Origin of the sequence: Burkholderia sp. Ac-20353 (genome assembly GCF_017104785.1) — a bacterium.
Classification (GTDB): Bacteria; Pseudomonadota; Gammaproteobacteria; order Burkholderiales; family Burkholderiaceae; genus Burkholderia.
This window is the reverse complement of record NZ_JAAGPL010000008.1, coordinates 117,735-136,433: the sequence shown is the minus strand read 5'-3', so window position 1 is coordinate 136,433 and position 18,699 is coordinate 117,735. Positions and strand designations below refer to the sequence as shown.

The window sequence follows — 18,699 nt, the reverse complement described above, 5'->3', positions numbered from 1 at the left end:
CCACGCGACGAGCTCGCCGAGCGTGCGGATCCCCTCCCCGGCCAGGCGCACCGCGACCAGCGGCCGCAACCAGCGGCCGACCGGATGCTCGGCGGCCGGCGTCGCGCTGGCCCATTTCCCGGCCACCTGCTCGATCATCTGCAACGACACCGGCGTCAGCCGCGGCTCGCCGTACTTGGCGATCGACGCCTGCAGGTGCGCGATCAGCACCGGCGTGCCGTCGCGCAGCGCCAGCGCGACCAAGTCGTCGCGCATCGCGCGCAGCAGGCGCTCGACGTCGAGCGGCTCGGTGGTGTCCGAATCGAAATACAGCCGCGTGATCGTCGCGATGGGCACGCCCTTCACACGCGCGCGCAGCGCCGTGAATTCAGTCCGGCTGTAGGTGCGCAGCGGCGGCAGCGCGAGCGGCTGCGAACGATTGGCCATGTCAGGCTGCCGCCCGGATCGGTGAGTGCCCACCGGGCGCGGTCACGCACTGCACGCGTTCCCATGCGTCAAGGTAGCGATGCAGGGGCACCGCGGCGAGCTGCCCGTCGTGTATGAGCACCAGCGGCTCGAGCGCCGCCCGCTCGCCGGCGGTCACCGTCCACGACGCGCCGCGCTCGGCGCGCGCGACACACTGGTCGAGCGCCGCTTCGGCAAGCCGGTAGCACGCCGAATCCGGGTCGTCGGCGCCGTGCAGGAAATACGCGAGGTACAACACGTTCAGCAGCGTGCCGATCGCCTCAAGATCGCCGCGGCCGTCGCGCAGCACGGCGAGCGCGAGATGGTGTTTCAGCGACAGCCGGCGCACCTGGTCGGCCGGCAGCGGGAGCAGCTGTGCTTTGGTCAGCGGCCGGCGGCCGCGCGTGGAAGTTTTCCGCATGGGGCGCCGGTCAACCCAACAGCGCCAGCAAGCGCCGCTGGTCGGCGTCGAGCGCACGTCGGCCCACGTCATCGGTCGTCGGGTGCAGGCGATTCGCGAAGCCTTGCCAGAACGCGAACAGGCTGACGGCGGACGCGCGATGCTCGCGTCGCTCGGCGGCGTCGCCGGCGGCGGCCGCGAACGCGACGTAGTCGCGGATCTGCGCTTCGGCGGCTGCGGTCAGTTGAGGATATGAAATCGAGTCGTGGTCCTGCATCGGCGGTTCAGTTGGGTTGGAAATTCGCCATCGCGCGAGGCAGACGGCTCGCCCTTGTCCGGTTCGGTCTCGGCGCTCAGGCCAACGGCCCACATCGCAGTCTCCAGCGGGGCAAGGGGCACCGGGCGCCCTACTCCGGCCAAGCGTAATCGGGACTATACGGGTTTTGACCCATTAAACGCAATGCCGCTAAGCGCAGTTAGCGGCATTGACGGCGCGTCCAAAAAACCCGGCCGCAGCCGGGTGGGCGCAAAAAAAAAACGGGCCGCCTGGCCCGTTCGCGACTAGCTCGACTTCCGCCATTCCGGCAACTCCGGCGTCAGCCGCCCACCCGGCCGCCGGGCGGCGACGCGCAGCTGCGCCTGGCCGGCCGCCGTCAGCGGCGCCGGTTTCTGCTTGCGCAGCGACACGCGCACGACGACCTTGGTGGCCACGGCGGGCGTCGCCGGCTGCTTGGCAGGTTTCGTCACGTGGCTCATAGCAACTCCTTATCCAGCAAATAGTCTAGCCGCTTTGTCCATGACCGGCGGTCGGCGCGCAACTCCAACTCCATCCGTCGCTGCGATCCATGGGCGGTCGTTCGAGCAGTGCGGTTCAGGGCGCGCCGGTCGCGTGCGTTGCGATCCAGTCCTGCATGTACGCGATCACGCGGTGAAGCCCTGCCTCCGTGGCCATCAGCGTCATCGGCGCTTGATCGTCGAAAAACGGCGACGGCGCGTCGAACCACTTGAAGGCCGCCGCTCGACTGCCGCGCACGCCGACGGCCAGCTGTAACGCTTGTTGGAACAACTCGGGAAAGGGGTACCAGGAATCGGGCTTGATGGTCGGATGCTTGCCGCCCGGCACGACCCGCGGCAGCTGCGCCGCAGCCAATTCGTGATCGGTCAGGTGCGTGCGAACCCAGTGGCAATGCTTGGCCAAATCGGCATTGGGCCGGCGCTCACGATCCCGGGTGGGCACCACGAGCCCGACCACGACCGGGGTGTGGGCGCGGATCATCCGCACGGCAGGCACCAGGTCGGTATCGTTGGACACGATCACGGCATGATCAATCTGGCCGGTCAGCGCATCGTGATACGCGTTGATGGCGAGGTTGACGTCGCTCTGTTTTTCCTCAAGTTTCCAGACGGCTACGCGATCGCAATCGCGCGGCGGTCGATCCGGGTCCGCTTCATCAATGCGTGGCACGCGCACCTGGGTCAGCGAGTAGTACCCTTCGATGATCTGGACGCGGCTACCGTGCAGCTTGCGTAACGCGGTGTGATAGCGTGCCTGCGACGAGACGGAGTCGGTCCCCTTGGCCGCACTTTCAATGATCTTGGCGGTGAAATACTGGATCGCCTCGGGGAGCAATTCGGCGTCCGCTGGCTGACCGCCCAATTTCACCAGCACAGAGGGCAGAACGTGATCGGCAAACAGCCCGTAAAGGTCGAGCCATTTGTCGTGGCTGCCTCTGAGGCAACCGTAGTAAAAATTGTAGCCATCGACATACACGCGCGTGCGCAAGCGGCGTCGCGCACCCTCCCCGACCTGCATATCCGCCCCCAGAAACGAAAAAACCGGCTTGCGCCGGCTTTTCCTTCCTCGCACCAAACGGACAGGCCATATCGGTTTCGAGGATTAGTTGTTAGCGACACTGTATACAAAACGGCGGGCCGATGTCAAGCCAAGCGTTGCGGGTGGTCGGCTGGGGCGAACGGTCACCGCGGGGCGCTGAGCGGCCCGGGCTGACCCTCTCCAACCCGTCAACCGGCTGAAACATCGCCATCCCCTGATTTCAAAACAAACCTCGCTGCCGCGGATCCCGCTCGGGCACCGGCGTCGGCCGCGCCCCCTGCCCGCCCCGCCGCATGCGCGCGATCAGCGGCACCACGCCGCCGTCGACGGTCAGCCCGAAGCCGAACGCCGCCTCGAGGCCGTCCCGTGTCAGGGGCGCCAGCGGCTGCCAGCTCGGCGCCCAGCCACGCACGAACTGCGCGCAGGGCGCCGGCACGCGCGCCGGCGGAAAAGTCGGCGGCATTGCAAAGGCTGCCAGCTACAGGGTGTCCGTCATCGATGCTCCCATCAAGGCTCGCGCCTTTCCGTCCTACAGCGATCTAAACCTACTTGACCGACGCCAGGGGCAAAAACAGAGCGAGCGGATCGTTTCCAAGCTCGAGGAAACCGAAGTGCCGGTAGAACTCGGCAGCCGTTTCGTCCTTCGCGTCGACCGTCAAGGCAACCGCCGCAATTTCGGACTTCGCTGCGCGTTGTAGGGCGTTGACGAGCAACGCTGCCCCGAGTCCCCTCCCCCGGTATTTCAAGTCGACGGCCAGTCGCCCCATCCGCACCGCCGGGATCGACGGATACCGGGGCAGCTTGCGAGCTACGTCGTGCGGCAGATCCGCGAGCATCACACTCGCGGCGGACAGCGTGTAATAGCCAGCGACGACGTCGCCGTCGAGCAAGACGAAACACGCGGCGACTCTTCGTCGCACGTCCTGCGTAACCAGCTCCCGAAGGTAACGATCAAGCGCGGCCGAACCGCACTCGAACCGGGACCGGTCATGGGTGGATCCGAGCGCGGCAACAACCAGCTGACCCGCGCTCATTCGTTACGCAGCAGCTGATCGTGACTGGCAATCGCGCGCTTCAGCGCATCGACCGGCTCCGGTGGCGACAAAATCGCATCGGCAAAGCGCTGCGAATCCGCCAGCGACAGGCGAATCACCTCAGCGTCGGCGATCGCGCGTTGCGCAGCTTCGCGGGCAGCCGAGACGACAAAATCCGACATTGTGCGCCCCTGGAGCTCGGCGGCACGCCGGATTGCCGCATGCACGTCCAATTCAATCCGGGCTTCAAAGCGAGTGGTAGCCATAGTCATTTACCTCCATGCCACCACTGTACGGAAAATTGCCGGCTCAGTCAAGTTGTGTACGGAAAATTGCCGGGTGACTGCCCATGGATCGTCGCTTGCCGTTGCATGCTCATTTACTCAAGTCAGTTGAGGCTCGCTGAGCGCTTAACCGCTTCCGACATTTGGCATACTCCTCGCGATCAAAATCGTGGTCGGCACCAAGTTATTCATCTACTCAACTCAGATGCAGGTTCCCCAAATCGGCAATGCTCCTGGATGAACTACACCGCGGTCTGGTCGCGGCGATCTCGTTGGCTTTGATCAAGCGACCAGTGCACGTAGCTATGCAACGGATTCTTAGTGTGCGGACAGGGCCGCGTACAAGACTTGCATCTCACGCTGAGCCTTAGCGGAGTCAATCCGACTGTCCGTGAGCGTCAAAAACCGCTCGACAAGATCCACACTCACCTCGACCGCTTAGGCTTTATCGGCCGATCCGTCGGGAACCACGCGCGCGCCGGCCAAGCGCAACAGCGCCAGGCCGAGCGCCGCGGGACCGATGGGTTTGGCTTCTGCCAAAGCATCTTGCTACACCGGGCAACCGCGATCGACAACGGGCTTGCGATAACCCCAGTCTGCGAGGATCGTCCGATCACGATCGTCAACAAACGCGATCGGGCCGGTCACCAACATCAGACTGCCGTCTCGGAAAACCCGCGCGAATCCAAGATTCGGCTGCCGCGCGAGAATCGAGCGTTCGGTGATCCGGGTTTCCGGTCCCGGCAGGACGCCGCAGTGATCGCTGCTCCCTCTCGTCTGTCGAGCATCATTGGGGCCCGCGCACTCGATTGCCCGGCAGATCTCGACGTCGACGAGGCCTCACCGGCGGTCTCGATAGCCGAGGCCGATCTCTACTCCCCTCCCATCTTGGATCGTATGGCCGACGATCAATGGACGCCAGTCGAATAAAGTGAATACGTTTCGTGCCATTCGTCCGGCTGAACGATCAGCCGCCATGTTGAACGCGTGTTGGTGTGAATACCATCGCTAGCCGTCGGATTCCATTGCAAGTAACGCCGCTACCCAATGTTGGCATCATCCGGTACGTGCGATTGCACTGGATTCTCCACGTGGAGAATCCAGTGCGCACAGGCGACTGGCAAATCCCCTCATTAGGCGGCATCGTAATCGCAGGCGGCATTTCAAAAACTCCCTTTCCGATCAATCTCCACGTGGAGATTCCCCCCAGCGAAGATGCCCTAAAGATCATCGAGGACCTACTGACGCGATGCTTCAATGCGATGCGCTTCGACCAGCTCTGTCGCAACGCGCGGGATTCTCCACGTGGAGAGTGATGCTAATTCTCATCGGTCCAGCGCAGCGTTCGGCAATCCTTGGCTTGAATCGACATCGATCCTCTGCATGACCATTCTCCACGTGGAGATTTGCCCCCGCGAAGATGCCCGAAAGTTCATCGATGGCCGTCTGACGTGATGCTTCAATGCGATGCGCTTCGACCAGCACCGTCGCAACGCGGGGGATTTTCCACGTAAAGACTGACACGGCGCTCGCGCTCTCCTCGTGGAGAGTGACGCGCGCTTTCATCGGGCTCCAACGCAGCTTTCTGCATTCTTTGCCTTGAACCGACATCGATCCTCGGCACGATCATTCTCCACGTGGAGATTTGCTCCCGAGAAGACGCCTTAAAGATCGTCTAGGGCCTTCTGACGCGATGCCTCAATGCGAGCGCGCTTCGACCAGCTCCGTCGCAACGTACGTGAAGACGCGCATGGCATTCGCGCTCTCCGCTTGGAGATTAATGGTGGCTCTCATCGGCCCAGCGCAGCTTGCGGTATTCATTCCACTGAATCGACATCGATCCTCATCACGACGATTCTTCACGTAGAGAGTCGGCTAGACGCAACAATTTTCGTAAATTATTTGTCTTTATTTTAACGAAACGCTAGACTTCGTCCGACGAATGAATTCTCCACGTGGAGAATCCGACTGAAGCATCCGCGCAGGCGGATTGATCTAGGAGGGTCCGGATATGGGATTGGTGTTTGCGGTCGCGAATCAGAAGGGCGGGGTCGGCAAGACAACTACTTCAGTAAACCTTGCCGGCGCGTGTCACGAACAAGGCTATAAGGTGCTTTTGACGGACACGGATGACCAGCAGTCGTGCATGAGCTGGGCCGCCTCTGCCGGCGAAGATCAACCGTTGCCATTTCCCGTAATTAGCCTTGCTGGGCTAGGGAAAATGATTGGCACCCAAATAACAACCCTGGCGGACGATTACGATATCGTCATCGTCGACTGCCCTCCGAATATCGCAGACCTGACGACAGGCCGTGTTCTTGCCGTCGCGGACGTCACCCTCGTACCAACTGATGTCTCGCCCCTTGAGATGTGGAGCAACCAAGGGATGATCAAGCTGATCGAAGGCACTCAGACAGTAAACCCCAACGGAAAAGTTGCTATTTTTTTAAATAAATTTCAATCTCGATCGATTCTTGGCGAACAAATGCTTCAGCTGCTGGGGGAGAGCGGGGTGACTCTTCTCGAAACGAAGGTTCCTTATCGCGAGGTTTATCGTCAGGCAGCGGCACTCGGCCGCACCGTTTTCGACGCGAAGGGGTTGAGAAATACGAAGGCTGCAAAAAAAGACTTCACTGACCTGTTCGAGGCAGTCGTCGAACTTCATCAAGGCACTTCGACCGAGACGGAGGAATGACCATGAGCGCGAAGGGAAAGCTGGATTTGAGGAGCAAAGTTCGGGCGGGAATGGACGAACAAACACGATCAGCAACTGCCCGCCTGGAAGCCGCTCGAGTCGTTGAGACCGCACACCTGGAAGTCGCACACGTGCTTCCGAGCAACGTCACCGACCGTATTCCGGGGGCGATGTCGCGCGAGGGTACGGTAGCGTCGAACCGTCGGCCGGTGAAGATTCGAGTCGCCGACACAATCCCCAATCCCTACAACCCGCGCGTCTTTTACGACGACAAAACGATCGACGACCTTGCTGAATCCTTCGACTCCCAAGGGCAACTGGAGGCCATCAAGGTAACTAGACTTCCGCAGTATCCGGACAAGTGGGTCATTATCGATGGTGGTCGACGCACACGTGCTGCTACACGCCGCAGAGACGAATTCATCGATGCCGAAATCATCGAAGAAGAGCTTGAGGCGAAAGGGCTCTATCTGCGTGCCTACCACGCTAACAAGGACCGCGATGAGCAAACCGACTTCGATGATGCATCTGCCTGGAAGAGGCTTCTTGACGAAGGCATCTACCGTGACCAGAACGAACTTGCAATTGCTGTCGGCCGAGATCCCAAACACGTCAGCAAGGTGCTGCAGCTGACCACATTCCCGACGCATTTCTTGGAGTCGATGGCCAAGCGATCGGATCTCGTGAAGCTGTCGCATGCCTACAACCTGAAGCTGATCTTCGATCGAGCGGGGGAGACTGTCGCTACCCATTGGCTGAACGAGGTAGTCGACGGAAACGCCAGTGTCCGCAAGCTCGAACAGGTCGCCTCGGAGGAGAGTAAGGCCAAAACTTCTAAGCGGAGCAAAGTTCATTACCAGTCGAAGTACCCTTTCCGGCTAGGCGATGGCACCGAAATTGGCATGCTGAAGCTGTTCGCCGACGGTCGAACCGAGCTGACCCTTAAGGGAGTAACCGGTCCGGAACAAGCGGATCTCGGGGAAAAACTGAAAGCCGTTGTTCTCGAGTGGACGAGTTCGAGGCAAGCGACGGATGCAGTTTCCGACGCATAAGTCGGGGCGGCCACAACCTCGAAGCGGCTTCGGAGTTCATCCGTCCGCAGTGCGATCGTGCTCGCCGCGCGCATAAATTGGGGCGATGCACGACGAACGATGTACGCATAAATCGGGGCGGCCATTGATGCGCGACGAGCGTATATCTTGGGGCGTGATCTGACTCTCATCGTGCGCATATCTAGGGGCGTCTCAAGCGTGTTCTCGATCCTAGCGTCGGTGGAAAGGTCCATACTCCATGCCGAACGGCAAGTGAGTGGGCACTAACTGGGGCGCTTAGGTTACGCATAAATTGGGGCGGAGTGTCGTCGCGCGCTAACGCATATGTTGGGGCCGATCGCCGCCCGACCAAACGCATAAGTTGGCGCTCTTCTGTCGACACCGAAAACGCATAAATCGGGGCAAGCTATGGGTTCAGCGAACGCATATGTTGGGGCAGACTGCCTCCCGGCCAAGCGCATAAGTTGGGGCAGCTCCCGCGAAACTGGCAACGTATCTGTCGGGGCAAGGTGTCGGTCCAACGAGCGCATATGTTGGGGCGAGCTGCAGTCCAACCGAGCGCATAAATTGGGGCTGTCCTGCCCACAAAGACAACGCATACGCCGGGGCAAGGCGTGGCAGCAAGAAACGCATATGTTGGGGCAGGTGAGGGGCGCGGCTGATGCTGTCAACTACGCATAAGGTGGGGCGCTTTGGTCGGCCTTTGCTGCCATAGCCCCATCGAAGCTTTCTGCGATGGGTGGAAGGTTCTCTTTCTTCGTCGTGGTCGAGCGCCCGCGAAGAGTGGGCAACCGAAGGTTGTCCACCGCAGTGGGTGCCTCTATAAGCAACATAGAGGTAAACCTACCTCTAAAAGCAAAACCTAGATGCTCAAGAAAACCTATACCCTTCAAATGGTTACGAGAAGAATTGCCCCTATTTATGCGTTGGACGCCCCGAGATATGCGTAGACTGCCCCAACTTATGCGGAAAGCCGGCCCCGACTTATGCGTATACAGGCCCCAAATTATGCGTGGATAACTGTGGTTCTCCACAGGGTTTATCCACAGTCGAAAAACTGCCCCAACATATGCGTGACGGCGTATGGGGCCTGTGTTTAAATCCGGCCAATCAAGCGAGCACGACCATGACAGAAGCTGCGAAGCCGAAGAGCGTGAAGAAGAAGCCGGCTGCCGAACCACGATCCACCGCGATCCGGCCGAGCGTCGCCACTCGACTGTACGAGGAATCGTTGGCTATCGAGCGTGAAGATGCATTTCGCGCCGGCATGGCCGGGTTTATGGGACGAGCTCTTGTTCAAGCAACGCTGCCTTATCGCGAGCCTGATCGCAACCTTCCCGTATGGGGCAGGGTATCGGGGGACATGAGCCTCATCATCAAGCCAGGCTACTATCACGACGCGACGTCGAATCGACTCGAGAGCATGGGCTATCCCTACGGGACGATCCCCCGGCTCCTGCTCGCATGGCTTGGGACCGAAGCAGTCAGGACGAAAGAGCGGCAGTTGGTCCTTGGGAAATCGCTATCGGCCTTTATGGATGCGATAGGGATCAATTCCCACACTGGTGGGAAGAACGGATCGATCACGCGTGTACGCGAGATGATGAAGCGCCTGTTCGCGTCGGACATGGCGATCGTGCGCGGCGGATCGGTGCCGGGAAGCGATTTCCATTCGCGGAAGTTCAGCATTGCGGACGAGACATGCCTGTGGTGGGATCCTCAGGCACCCGATCAGGCTGGCCTGTGGCAATCGACGGTCACCTTGTCGGAGAGGTTTTTTAACGAGATCGTCACGACGCCGGTGCCGATCGATCTTCGTGCGCTGAAGGCACTTCGCCAGTCGCCGATGGCGATTGACCTCTACTGTTGGCTGACATACCGCAACTTCTCGTTGCGGGCTCCCACCACCGTTCCATGGGAAGCGCTGAAGCTGCAGTTTGGTTCCGGCGCTGCTGAGGACAAAAAATTCCGCGAGACTGTTCGCCGGGCTCTCCTGCAAGTGCTCGAGGTTTATCCCGACGCGAACGTGAACCCGACGAAGGCAGGACTCTACTTGGAGCCCTCGAAGACGAGCGTTCCCCGGCTCGTCAAGAATTTCTGAAGAGGCACGGCGCCCCGAGATATGCGTGTTTGATTCACCCATATCTCGGGGCGGATGTGACGGTTCCTGTCGAAGACATCGAAGTGGTGAAAGCGGGCCTGCGGGCCCGTTTTTCATTGGCAACACTGAATTCGCGTGGCTCTAGCATCAACAAAATCCCTTGAGGTTCAGGTCGAATCTAGAAGGAGTCCGCGCGGCAGAAATCTGATGTCATCAGATAAGCTGTAACCCCACTGACTGGGAGCAGCGCATGATCGTTCGCGGCCGCCGAGCCCTCGCAATTGGCTGCGTCCGTCGCGGGCACTCTAATCCTCACGTTCATCAATGAGCTGCAGCATGTGGGCGCCGACTCCGTTTTGATCCAGATGCCGAGATTTACCTGAACCGGCCGGATGTCGACCTCATCTTGAAATGGTCGGCATTTGCCACCTGGCCGACCGGATCATCGGCGCCTCGGCAACCGGTTCATCCTGGCGTCGGCAGGAACATGCACCGAAGTCCCTGCTCAGCGTCAAGGCTGTGTTTCGCTTGCCACTGCGCGCGCTTCAGGCTTTCGCACAAAGTAAGTCAGCGCGATTTGGCCTTTGCCAGCTTGCCTGTGCCACGCTACAAGAAGCTGGCTCGCCTCGCACAACCGCTTGTGGTCACGGCGCACCGACTCGCAGGCGAGGGAGGTCGCGATCCGAATGGCGATATTGAACCGCATGACGGCCTTCGCACGCCCGCAGTCTGTTCGTAACGCCTGAGTTCATGAACGATGGAGCTGCTTCGTCCTCAAATTCGATGCATGCAACAATGCCTCTCATAATTGCAAAATTGAGTTTATTGGCCGATAACACTTTCTAACAGACAGTATTTCGCGCTCGGTTATAGTGGTGTCTCGTTTAGAGCATGTCGAGGGTTGCTGCACCTCAACGCATGGCGGCCGCGCAAACGTTTGCTAGTGTGACGCCGCCGATGGATACGGTTGTTTGTTATTCGGAAGGGTTATGGAAATAGTGAATGTTGACACGCGTTTGTACCTTCGTTTTGGCACAGAGAATCCATTCTGGATTGTTTCGCAAGACAGTAATGTAATTCGCTTTGGTGGATCGCGATCTATATCAGATGCGGTTTCGACATTGCCCTCGGATGTACTTGCATTGATTCGGGAGCTGGGAAGCAAAGTCGTGAAAGTTCCATGCTCTGTTCATATTGATGGGGAGGCGGTAAGCGGCTTTCTCTTTGGGAGAAAATTCCAGGATAACGCATGGCGAGGAGTGTTTTCTATCGATCCGCAGTTTCATGCGAGCGAAAGAATTATCTCGACAGTACAAGAACAGCGGGGCAACAATGTAGTTGCGTTTCCAACGAGCAGATGTATCTAATGTGGTTCTATGTGATCGTGGAAATATTTAAATAGGTTGGTGATTGCATGGGTGACACAGGTTTTCATGGTTTTAATGATTATCTCGGCACATCCAGCCCTATCTGGAAGCTGTCAAATTCGAGCGACGAACTGGTGTTGAGCGCAACAGGGAACGACGAAGGGCGCAACCTCCGTTTGAAGTTGAAAGCTCGGCAAGTGACTCAAATTAAACGGCTGACGGGCGCGACTACCGTGCTGTTTCTTGATGTCGAGATTCTGGGTCGACATGTCCGTTTGCACCTTGTCGGCAAGAAGATCACAACGTCCGAATGGGCGGGCGTTGCCGCTGCGCTTCGAGATTCAGAGTCTGTGGCGCAAAATTCCATGCAGGCTTTGGCATTCGCGGAAGAAATTGTATCTGAAGTCAATTCCATAGTTGTCGTGCTCGACAGATCCGGAACCATACGCCGCTTCAATCGAAAGGCTGAAGAATATACGGGCTGTAAAGAGGAAAACGTAATTGGCGAAAACGCCCAAATGCTTTTCATGTCACCAGAGGAAGGGCGAAATTCGCGAGACAACATTTCGAGGTTTTTTGAACAAGGCCGGCCGTTTGATGTGCAGCGGATGATCGAGACGGTGAACGGATCTCGGCCGTTTCTGTTCAGGAATCGGTTCATCCGGCCGGCGGAAAGCGGTGGGGCTGAATTTATCGTGTGCTCCGGCGTGGAGCTCGTTCCCGCTAAGTGCGATGGCGTTGTGGCCAGCGTCGGCGGGCGCTACCCAGCATTAGATGAGATGCACGGCCTCGAGATGATGAAGAAGATCATGGACTGGGCCGCACTGGTGGATGGCGTCCGTGCGTTGCTTGCATCGGTAGAGGGGGGCGGAGAGGTCAAAGCTTTGGCGCACGCTCGGAGTCTTGCGGCAAGTGCGATTCGCGACGCGTATCAACTGTACGACGAGATCGATGCACGTATCCTCCAGGGCGAACAATCGAAATGATCTACGACGCGCGCGCACTACTTAGGATTATCGTCGGCGCCGGTGGTTGAACTCGGCTTACCCGCCTGCCGCGCCGCGATTAAGCCTTCGACGAAATGCTTGACGATTTCGAGCTCGCGCGGGGTAAGCGTCTCAAGCCATTCCGGCGCCGGCTGCCCTCCGGTCATTGGACCCTTGCCAAGGGCGAGCCATACGGGGTTGACGCCGTAAAGCAAAGCGAGAGCGACGGTAAATGCAGAACCAGCCCCCGTTTGCTCAAGCTCGGCAAGGTTGCTGGCGGAGATCCCAACATGCATTGAGACCTGGCGTTGGGTCATTCCTTTCCGCCGTCGGGCAGAAAACAGGCGCGCGCCGAATGGGGTGCGACCCTGACCCTCATTAGAATTTTCCATCCGGCTACGATAGTCCAAGCGAACTCCGGAATTCCGATCATATTTGTTGCGTGGTGTTCGGAATTCCGATATTGTCAGTCGTATGGACTGGCAAACCCTTGTTCGAGATCTGACCAACCGAACCCGTGGCGGCGTAACTCAGCGCGAGCTTGCAAGGCTCTGTGAGTGCGGACTGTCGACCATCAGCGATCTGGTGAATGGCGTTACCAAGCGCCCGAATGCAGATCTTGGGTTACGCCTTCTGGACCTTCATAAGGCATGGTCGACCAGCCGACAGTCAAGTGGAACGGAGGAAGGTAAAAATGAAGCGCCTCGTCGTCGGTGAGTCGGGAATTTCGGGGGCTGGGGTTGCATTGACCCAGCGCAAGGTCGTGGTTCGCTCGACTGCCGGGGCTCTGCAGGCGCTATCTGTAGCGCTGGTGTTGTTTGCTCCTGCGATTTCAGCGCACGCGGATGACTGGGGCTGCCAGGTGATGCTGTGCCTGGCGGATCCACGCGGTCCGGAGACCGAGGGCGCATGCGTGCCGCCCATCGAAAAACTCTGGGACCATCTGGCGCACGGCCATCCGTTCCCAACCTGCAATCTAATGGCAAGCTGGGATTCGCTTTCCGAGGAGATCCGCGGCGCCATTCCGGCCGACGTGCTGCAACTCATGAAGTCGACCACCATCAGCGGTGGTAACGGCGGCGCTAGCGGGTTCTTCTGCCCGTACGACCTGATGTATTACAACAGCATGTACGGTCCGGCGTGCCGCGCACGCAACGTCATCCAGGTCAAGCTCAACGGCCAAGTCTTCACGCGGGTCTGGTGGGGCATCAACGGCAAGCCCAGCTCCCGCACCGAATACTTCGGCGGCGGCTCGACGACACCCTACTACGACCCCGCGGAAACCGCGAAACGCTGGATTGACGATCTCGACAACAACCGCATCGGGACCAACGGCTCGCCGTCCCCCTGGTACGGCTTTGGCAACCGTCACTGACTGATCTCCCCCGGAGGGCCATGTCATGTCACTTAGCAACGCAGAACAACAAGCACTCCTCAATGCTTCGTTTGAGGGTGTGGATGCGGTTGATGCGCTGGTCGAGATCCTACGTGCGGCGCACCCGCGTGCGTTTCACACGCCAGATTCGCTTGCTGCGCGTCACTTCTTCGACCAGCCGAAGCACGATTTGCCCCATCGCGGCTTCGTGCGCGCGTGTGCGGTCGAGCAGGAGGGGCAGTAAGCATGGCGTGCCTGTACATCCCCGAGAAGCCGTCGCTTGCCAAGGACGTGATGGCCGTGTTCGGCGGGCGTCCGTTGCGCCACGAACCGGCCTACAAAGTCGGCGAGGATTCCTTCGTGCCGTTGCAGGGGGCACATCCTGATCCAGGCTTTGCCGGATGGGCCAGCTGCGCCGAATCAACGGCAAGGACGGTGCCTTCTGGGGTTGCTCGAACTACAAGGACGAGCCGCCGCGCAAGGCGTCTTACCCGGACGCGAACGGCGTACCGAACCCCGCGCCGAAGCGCAAGAAATCGTGCAGTGGCTTCGGGATGGGCAGCTGGATCTAACCACAAAGAGAGTGATGGCCACGCAATGAACAGGATTTTCAGGTGGATCAGATTGAGCATCCGCGCGCTGTTGGTCTTCATTTTCGTGACGGCGACGTTCGGTGTCGTGTACTGGCTGATCGAGCGGCGCTCGATCAACGACATGATCGGGGCGGCGATGGTGGCGTTCGGCTGGTTTGCAATCGCTTTTGTGATGTTCAAGCGCGGCAGGCCGCGTGGCGACGATGACAGGGAGTGGTGAGCCATGCACAAGCTTTTCAAACATCCGTTGGCGAAGCCGCTCGCGATCGGCGTGCTGCTGCTCGCCGTCCTCGCGGGGTCGGCTGCCGGCAGCTTGCCGTGGTTCATCGAGCGCTATATGCGTTGGGTGGCCGAGCATTTGGCTGGGCGCCCGCTCCGGCAGTGCATGCCTGGTGTGATCGGATTCGCGCTGCTCGGGGCGACGGGCGTGTTGGCGACGTTCCAATTGTCCGCTGTTGCTATCACGATCGTCGCGCAGCGGCTCAACGGCGAGACGAGGGAGCAGACATGATGCCCGTCGACTTTGCGATGCTGGCGCAGCAGTGCGCGCCGACCGTGCATCCGACCACCCTGCAGGCGGTCGTCAAGACGGAATCCGGCTTCAATCCGTACGCGATTGGCGTGGTCGGTGGCCGCCTGGCGCGCCAGCCGCGCACCCGCGACGAGGCGGTGGCCACTGCGCGTGCGCTCGAGGCGGCCGGCTGGAATTACAGCATGGGCCTCGCGCAAGTCAACCGCGCGAATCTGCGCATCTACGGGCTGACCGCCGAAACCGTGTTCGATCCGTGCGCGAACCTGCGCGCCGGCGGCGCCATCCTCGCGGACTGCTATACCCGCGCGTCCAGCGGCGGCCGCGCACCGCAAGACGCGGTGCGCGCAGCACTCAGCTGCTACTACAGCGGCAATTTCACACGCGGCTTCCAGCCGGATTCGGGCGGTACGAGTTACGTCCAGCGCGTGGCCGCGACTGCGATCGGCGCCAGCGGCGCGGTCGTGCCGCCGATCGCGGTCGTGCCGGACGGCGCCGCGCCGGCGTCACGTGGTGCCGCGCGACCGGCGCGCCTGCGGCGAGCCGACGACGCATCCACAACCGGGGCCGACCGTGCCCGCGAAACAGACCATCACCCCGCCTGGGACGCCCTGGGCGATTTTTAACGGAGCATCCGATGAAGAAGTGCTTTCTTAAAACCACACTGGGTCGCGCCCCGGCTGCGCTGCGTTCGCGCGGCGTGATCACACGTCGCATCGTCACGGGTGCCGCCATGTCGACCACCGTGCACGCCGCTTACGCGGGCGGTGGCCTGAACGCGGGCACGCAGGCCGCCAACAACTTCACCACGTGGTTCTACAGCTTTTGCGGCGTGATGGCCGGTTCGTACCTGCTGTGGGTCGGCGTGCAGTGCTGGAGCAACAAGGCCGACTGGATCCACGACTTCGGCGGCGGCATCGCGAAGGTGGCGGGCGTCGGCGCGGCACTTGTGCTCGCCGGGTGGGCATTCGGACTCTTTGCCTGACCGCCATGGAAGACGAACGCACGCTGTATCCGTCCTACGCGGGCCTGAACCGGATCGCGATGATCGGCGGCGTCCCGATGTTCCCTGCGCTGATCATCGGTTGTACGTCGCTAATCGCCAGCATGATCGGCGGCTTCGTGCTTGGCCCCGGCGGCCTGCTGATCGGCTCGGCCGGCGTGCCGATTTTCCTGTTCTTCCGGCATGTCTGCGAGAAAGACGACCAGGCGCTGCGCCTGTTCTGGCTGGAATTCCGCTGCTGGCTCGACCGCCGGCGTGTCGCCGTGTTCGGCAGGACCTACACGCTCGCGCCGATGCGCTATGGCCGCGACGTAGGCGTCTACACCCGTTCGTTTGCGCGCGGCCGGGATCTGGAGCGCTTCGCGGCGCTGCGTCAACACCTGCTCACGCAGGCACTGGAGGACAACGATGAGTAACCGCCATCCCATTCCGCCCGCCGACGGCGTCGCCAGGGTGTGGCCGTCCGACGTGGGCCACACGACGATGTTCGGGCCCACGACCGCGGGCAAGACGGCCTACAACCTGCTTCGTGTGACGGCCGAGGCATTCCGCATCATTCGCGGCGATTCGGCCGGCGACGGGCGGGACGCGGGAGACGAAGCATGCGCCTGAGCAACGACCTGAACCGACTTGTCGCGTCCGCCGAGGACAAGCTGCCGCGCATCGGCCGCCCGGTGTCGGAAACGGCGACGAGCATCGACAACGGCGGTGCCTTCATGGTGCTGCGCGTGAACGGCGTGCCGTTCGAATCGGTCAGCCGTGGTGAGATCGAGGCGCGCTACGACAGCTGGAATCGCCAGCTGGCCGCGATGACGCTGGAGAAGGGCAACCGCCTGTCGTTGTGGAGCACGTTCCGCCGGCGCCGCGTCTCGTTCGGCGACGAGTACCGCTTCATCAATCCGTTCATCCAGCAGGCTGTCGACAAATATCTGCAGCGCTTCCGCAAGCACCATCACTACGAGAACAGTTTCTATCTCACGGCGCTGCTGCAGGGCGACGACCTGGACGAGACGGTGCGCGAGCTCGAGGAGCTGGGCGAAGCGCTGACGAAGGCGCTTGTCTCCTACGATCCGCAGCTGCTCGAGATCTACGAACACAACGGCATCCTGTTCTCGGAACCGTACCAGTTCATCGGCGAGCTGGTGAACGGTATCGACGAACGCGTGCCGGTCACGCAGGCGACGGGGCGTGACCTGATTCCGACGTCGCATCTGCATTTCCACTACGACACGGTGGAAATTCGCACCGACCGGTCGACCCGCTTCGCGACCTGCTACGACCTGAAGGATTTTCCGCAGGCCGGGTGGGGGCAGACGAATCCGCTGCTGACGCTGCCGGTCGAATTCACCTTCACGCAGAGCTTTGGCTGCCTGAGCACCGCCGAAGCGATGGAGGCGATCGACGCGCAGATCAACAACTTGCACTCGGTTGAAGACAAGGCCACGCACCAGATCAAGGAGCTGAAAGACGCGCTCGCGCTGATCGCTGGCCGCGATCTCGCGTTTGGCGACTACCACGGCGCGCTCGTCGTCTATGGCGACACGGCTGACCAGGCGATCAGCAACGGCGCGTATGTGACGAGCCGGGCGCTGAACGACTGCGGCTTCAAGTTTGTGAAGGCGACGGCGTCGGCACCGTACACGTACATGAGCCAGGTGCCGGGCTTTAAGACGAAGCCGCGGCCGATGCCGAAGTCGACCCGCAGCCTCGCGTCGTCGTTCTCGATGCACACCTATGCGGCCGGCAAGGCGCGCGGCAATCCGCTCGGCGACGGTTCGGCGCTGATGCCGGTGCAGACCGTGGCGAAGAGCCTGTTCAGCCTGAACTGCCATGCGTCGCGCCTGGACGAGGACAGCGTCGGCGAGAAGGTCGCCGGCCACACGCTGATCCTCGGCTCGACCGGCACGGGCAAGACGACGCTCGAGACGATGCTGCTCGCTTTCCTCGAGCGGTTCGACCCGAAGATTTTCGCGCTCGACCTCGATCAGGGCCTGCGGATCTTCCTCGAGGAGCTGGGTGCGATCTACTACACGCTGCGCGAGGGCGAACCGACCGGCCTTGCGCCGCTTGGCCTGCCGGATACGAAGCGCAACCGCGCGCACCTTTACGACCTGGTCGGCGCATGCTGCCGCGACGAGAACGGCAAGCTCAGCGCCGACGATCAGCGGCAGATCAAGCACGCGGTTGACACGGTGCTGGCGCTGGAAAACGTCGAGCACAAGACCTTCAGCCGGCTGCTGGAGTCGATCCCGGACACCGGCGAGGAAAACAGTCTGTGGCTGCGTTTGAGCCAGTGGTGCGACGCAACTAACGGTCGATTCGCATGGGCGCTGGACAATGTGCCGGACACGCTGACGAACATCGCCGACATGCGCCGGATCGGTTTCGACGTGACCGACTTCCTGAAGAAGGACTACGCCGCCACGGAGCCGGTGCTCGCGCACCTGCTGTACCTGAAGGATCAGATGCAGCGCAAGGGCGGGCTGCTCGCGACGGTGATCGCCGAATTCTGGCTGCCGGCGAGCTATCCGACCACGCAGGAACTGATCCGCAAGTCGCTGAAGACGGGCCGGAAGGCTGACGAATTCCTGATCCTGGATTCGCAGTCGCCGGAAGATGCGATCCAGTGCCCGGTGTTCGCCGAGATCCGCGACCTGACGGCGACGAAGATCTATCTGCCGAACCCGGACGCGACGTGCGAGGGCTACAAGCTCCTGAACCTGACCGACCGCGAATTCGACACGCTCAAGAAGCTGTCGAAGGAGTCGCGCACGTTCCTGATCAAGCAGAGCAACCAGTCGTCATTCGCGACGCTGGATCTGGGCGGCATGAACGACGAGATCGCAGTGCTTTCCAGCAGCCTCGACAACGTTGCGATCTGGGAAGAATGCGCGCGCGACGCGCATGGCGACACGGATCTGCGCATGCAGCTGTTCCAGGAGCGCCGCAAGGGCAAGCGCGATCGCAAGCCCGAGTCAGAGTTGGCAGAGGAGGTCCAGTGA

General features: G+C 60.8%; 25 protein-coding genes and 1 pseudogene. 17 read left to right on the top strand and 9 right to left on the bottom strand.

The window, feature by feature from the left end; translation table 11 throughout:
• The 8 genes from G3N94_RS04395 to G3N94_RS04360 form a co-directional block, all read right to left on the bottom strand.
• Nucleotides 1-426: phage integrase family protein (locus G3N94_RS04395; protein ID WP_277398506.1), on the bottom strand; the 426-nt coding region annotated here is incomplete at its 3' end.
• Nucleotide 427: 1 nt separating this feature from the next.
• On the bottom strand, nt 428-865 hold the full coding sequence (locus G3N94_RS04390) for a hypothetical protein (protein ID WP_205790863.1): 438 nt from the start codon (nt 863-865) through the stop codon (nt 428-430).
• Nucleotides 866-875: 10 nt separating this feature from the next.
• Nucleotides 876-1,121 (bottom strand): hypothetical protein, encoded by a 246-nt coding sequence (locus G3N94_RS04385; RefSeq protein WP_205790862.1) that lies wholly within the window; start codon nt 1,119-1,121, stop codon nt 876-878.
• Between the two features lie 284 nt (nt 1,122-1,405).
• The gene (locus G3N94_RS04380; RefSeq protein ID WP_205790861.1) at nt 1,406-1,600 is read right to left on the bottom strand and encodes a hypothetical protein; all 195 of its coding nucleotides are present in this window, start codon (nt 1,598-1,600) and stop codon (nt 1,406-1,408) included.
• Nucleotides 1,601-1,715: 115 nt separating this feature from the next.
• Nucleotides 1,716-2,627 (bottom strand): NYN domain-containing protein, encoded by a 912-nt coding sequence (locus G3N94_RS04375; RefSeq protein ID WP_277398505.1) that lies wholly within the window; start codon nt 2,625-2,627, stop codon nt 1,716-1,718.
• 271 nt (nt 2,628-2,898) lie between these two features.
• Entirely contained in the window at nt 2,899-3,141 is a 243-nt protein-coding gene (locus G3N94_RS04370; RefSeq protein WP_241021575.1) for a hypothetical protein, read from the bottom strand.
• Between the two features lie 82 nt (nt 3,142-3,223).
• Nucleotides 3,224-3,712, bottom strand: a complete 489-nt coding sequence (locus G3N94_RS04365; protein WP_205790859.1) for a GNAT family N-acetyltransferase — start codon at nt 3,710-3,712, stop codon at nt 3,224-3,226.
• Nucleotides 3,709-3,978, bottom strand: a complete 270-nt coding sequence (locus G3N94_RS04360; RefSeq protein WP_205790858.1) for a DUF1778 domain-containing protein — start codon at nt 3,976-3,978, stop codon at nt 3,709-3,711. Before G3N94_RS04360 ends, G3N94_RS04365 begins: the two co-directional genes overlap by 4 nt.
• Before the next feature lie 366 nt (nt 3,979-4,344).
• Here G3N94_RS04360 and G3N94_RS04355 point away from each other — a divergent pair, with 366 nt between their 5' ends.
• The 7 genes and pseudogenes from G3N94_RS04355 (at nt 4,345) to G3N94_RS04330 (ending at nt 12,197) form a co-directional block, all read left to right on the top strand.
• Nucleotides 4,345-4,926: a hypothetical protein gene (locus G3N94_RS04355; protein ID WP_205790857.1), complete on the top strand. Its 582-nt coding sequence runs from the start codon at nt 4,345-4,347 to the stop codon at nt 4,924-4,926.
• Nucleotides 4,927-4,991: 65 nt separating this feature from the next.
• Nucleotides 4,992-5,312 carry a hypothetical protein gene (locus tag G3N94_RS04350; RefSeq protein ID WP_205790856.1) on the top strand — a complete coding sequence of 107 codons (321 nt, stop codon included), beginning with the start codon at nt 4,992-4,994 and terminating at the stop codon, nt 5,310-5,312.
• Between the two features lie 695 nt (nt 5,313-6,007).
• Nucleotides 6,008-6,691: a ParA family partition ATPase gene (gene parA, locus G3N94_RS04345; protein WP_205790855.1), complete on the top strand. Its 684-nt coding sequence runs from the start codon at nt 6,008-6,010 to the stop codon at nt 6,689-6,691.
• 2 nt (nt 6,692-6,693) lie between these two features.
• A complete protein-coding gene (locus G3N94_RS04340; protein ID WP_205790854.1) occupies nt 6,694-7,743 on the top strand; it encodes a ParB/RepB/Spo0J family partition protein in 1,050 nt (349 codons plus the stop codon).
• 1,126 nt (nt 7,744-8,869) lie between these two features.
• Entirely contained in the window at nt 8,870-9,844 is a 975-nt protein-coding gene (locus G3N94_RS04335) for a replication protein RepA (RefSeq protein ID WP_205790853.1), read from the top strand.
• A gap of 635 nt (nt 9,845-10,479) precedes the next feature.
• Nucleotides 10,480-10,590, top strand: a pseudogene (locus G3N94_RS42195) (IS5/IS1182 family transposase); the annotation flags it as partial.
• A gap of 668 nt (nt 10,591-11,258) precedes the next feature.
• The gene (locus G3N94_RS04330; protein WP_205790852.1) at nt 11,259-12,197 is read left to right on the top strand and encodes a PAS domain S-box protein; all 939 of its coding nucleotides are present in this window, start codon (nt 11,259-11,261) and stop codon (nt 12,195-12,197) included.
• A 17-nt stretch (nt 12,198-12,214) separates the two neighbouring features.
• Here the strand turns inward: G3N94_RS04330 and G3N94_RS04325 are convergent, their stop codons facing one another.
• Entirely contained in the window at nt 12,215-12,589 is a 375-nt protein-coding gene (locus G3N94_RS04325) for a helix-turn-helix transcriptional regulator (protein WP_205790879.1), read from the bottom strand.
• Between the two features lie 302 nt (nt 12,590-12,891).
• Between G3N94_RS04325 and G3N94_RS04320 the strand changes: the two genes are divergently transcribed.
• From G3N94_RS04320 to G3N94_RS04275, 10 genes are all read left to right on the top strand, one after another.
• Nucleotides 12,892-13,572 carry a hypothetical protein gene (locus tag G3N94_RS04320; RefSeq protein WP_241021573.1) on the top strand — a complete coding sequence of 227 codons (681 nt, stop codon included), beginning with the start codon at nt 12,892-12,894 and terminating at the stop codon, nt 13,570-13,572.
• 25 nt (nt 13,573-13,597) lie between these two features.
• Nucleotides 13,598-13,816, top strand: a complete 219-nt coding sequence (locus G3N94_RS04315; protein ID WP_205790851.1) for a hypothetical protein — start codon at nt 13,598-13,600, stop codon at nt 13,814-13,816.
• 157 nt (nt 13,817-13,973) lie between these two features.
• Complete coding sequence (locus tag G3N94_RS04310; RefSeq protein WP_205790850.1) at nt 13,974-14,144, top strand: hypothetical protein; 171 nt, start codon at nt 13,974-13,976, stop codon at nt 14,142-14,144.
• Nucleotides 14,145-14,196: 52 nt separating this feature from the next.
• Nucleotides 14,197-14,385: a hypothetical protein gene (locus tag G3N94_RS04305; RefSeq protein ID WP_205790849.1), complete on the top strand. Its 189-nt coding sequence runs from the start codon at nt 14,197-14,199 to the stop codon at nt 14,383-14,385.
• Between the two features lie 3 nt (nt 14,386-14,388).
• Nucleotides 14,389-14,676 (top strand): hypothetical protein, encoded by a 288-nt coding sequence (locus G3N94_RS04300; protein ID WP_205790848.1) that lies wholly within the window; start codon nt 14,389-14,391, stop codon nt 14,674-14,676.
• Entirely contained in the window at nt 14,673-15,320 is a 648-nt protein-coding gene (locus G3N94_RS04295; protein WP_205790847.1) for a lytic transglycosylase domain-containing protein, read from the top strand. The genes G3N94_RS04300 and G3N94_RS04295 overlap by 4 nt, the downstream gene beginning before the upstream one ends.
• A gap of 11 nt (nt 15,321-15,331) precedes the next feature.
• On the top strand, nt 15,332-15,679 hold the full coding sequence (locus G3N94_RS04290; RefSeq protein WP_205790846.1) for a hypothetical protein: 348 nt from the start codon (nt 15,332-15,334) through the stop codon (nt 15,677-15,679).
• Nucleotides 15,680-15,684: 5 nt separating this feature from the next.
• Nucleotides 15,685-16,113: a VirB3 family type IV secretion system protein gene (locus tag G3N94_RS04285; RefSeq protein ID WP_205790845.1), complete on the top strand. Its 429-nt coding sequence runs from the start codon at nt 15,685-15,687 to the stop codon at nt 16,111-16,113.
• Complete coding sequence (locus tag G3N94_RS04280; protein ID WP_205790844.1) at nt 16,106-16,309, top strand: hypothetical protein; 204 nt, start codon at nt 16,106-16,108, stop codon at nt 16,307-16,309. Before G3N94_RS04285 ends, G3N94_RS04280 begins: the two co-directional genes overlap by 8 nt.
• On the top strand, nt 16,300-18,699 hold the full coding sequence (locus tag G3N94_RS04275; RefSeq protein ID WP_205790843.1) for a transporter: 2,400 nt from the start codon (nt 16,300-16,302) through the stop codon (nt 18,697-18,699). Before G3N94_RS04280 ends, G3N94_RS04275 begins: the two co-directional genes overlap by 10 nt.

Excerpts from the sequence above, each read along its gene's own strand:
- G3N94_RS04385 (WP_205790862.1), bottom strand. The coding sequence starts at position 1,121 with ATGCAGGACCACGACTCGATTTCATATCCTCAACTGACCGCAGCCGCC.
- G3N94_RS04280 (WP_205790844.1), top strand. The coding sequence starts at position 16,106 with ATGAGTAACCGCCATCCCATTCCGCCCGCCGACGGCGTCGCCAGGGTG.
- G3N94_RS04310 (WP_205790850.1), top strand. The coding sequence starts at position 13,974 with ATGGGCCAGCTGCGCCGAATCAACGGCAAGGACGGTGCCTTCTGGGGT.
- G3N94_RS04275 (WP_205790843.1), top strand. The coding sequence starts at position 16,300 with ATGCGCCTGAGCAACGACCTGAACCGACTTGTCGCGTCCGCCGAGGAC.
- G3N94_RS04285 (WP_205790845.1), top strand. The coding sequence starts at position 15,685 with ATGGAAGACGAACGCACGCTGTATCCGTCCTACGCGGGCCTGAACCGG.
- G3N94_RS04300 (WP_205790848.1), top strand. The coding sequence starts at position 14,389 with ATGCACAAGCTTTTCAAACATCCGTTGGCGAAGCCGCTCGCGATCGGC.
- G3N94_RS04390 (WP_205790863.1), bottom strand. The coding sequence starts at position 865 with ATGCGGAAAACTTCCACGCGCGGCCGCCGGCCGCTGACCAAAGCACAG.
- G3N94_RS04320 (WP_241021573.1), top strand. The coding sequence starts at position 12,892 with ATGAAGCGCCTCGTCGTCGGTGAGTCGGGAATTTCGGGGGCTGGGGTT.
- G3N94_RS04360 (WP_205790858.1), bottom strand. The coding sequence starts at position 3,978 with ATGGCTACCACTCGCTTTGAAGCCCGGATTGAATTGGACGTGCATGCG.
- G3N94_RS04295 (WP_205790847.1), top strand. The coding sequence starts at position 14,673 with ATGATGCCCGTCGACTTTGCGATGCTGGCGCAGCAGTGCGCGCCGACC.
- parA (WP_205790855.1), top strand. The coding sequence starts at position 6,008 with ATGGGATTGGTGTTTGCGGTCGCGAATCAGAAGGGCGGGGTCGGCAAG.
- G3N94_RS04330 (WP_205790852.1), top strand. The coding sequence starts at position 11,259 with ATGGGTGACACAGGTTTTCATGGTTTTAATGATTATCTCGGCACATCC.
- G3N94_RS04290 (WP_205790846.1), top strand. The coding sequence starts at position 15,332 with ATGAAGAAGTGCTTTCTTAAAACCACACTGGGTCGCGCCCCGGCTGCG.
- G3N94_RS04340 (WP_205790854.1), top strand. The coding sequence starts at position 6,694 with ATGAGCGCGAAGGGAAAGCTGGATTTGAGGAGCAAAGTTCGGGCGGGA.
- G3N94_RS04315 (WP_205790851.1), top strand. The coding sequence starts at position 13,598 with ATGTCACTTAGCAACGCAGAACAACAAGCACTCCTCAATGCTTCGTTT.
- G3N94_RS04365 (WP_205790859.1), bottom strand. The coding sequence starts at position 3,712 with ATGAGCGCGGGTCAGCTGGTTGTTGCCGCGCTCGGATCCACCCATGAC.
- G3N94_RS04380 (WP_205790861.1), bottom strand. The coding sequence starts at position 1,600 with ATGAGCCACGTGACGAAACCTGCCAAGCAGCCGGCGACGCCCGCCGTG.
- G3N94_RS04335 (WP_205790853.1), top strand. The coding sequence starts at position 8,870 with ATGACAGAAGCTGCGAAGCCGAAGAGCGTGAAGAAGAAGCCGGCTGCC.
- G3N94_RS04370 (WP_241021575.1), bottom strand. The coding sequence starts at position 3,141 with ATGCCGCCGACTTTTCCGCCGGCGCGCGTGCCGGCGCCCTGCGCGCAG.
- G3N94_RS04325 (WP_205790879.1), bottom strand. The coding sequence starts at position 12,589 with ATGGAAAATTCTAATGAGGGTCAGGGTCGCACCCCATTCGGCGCGCGC.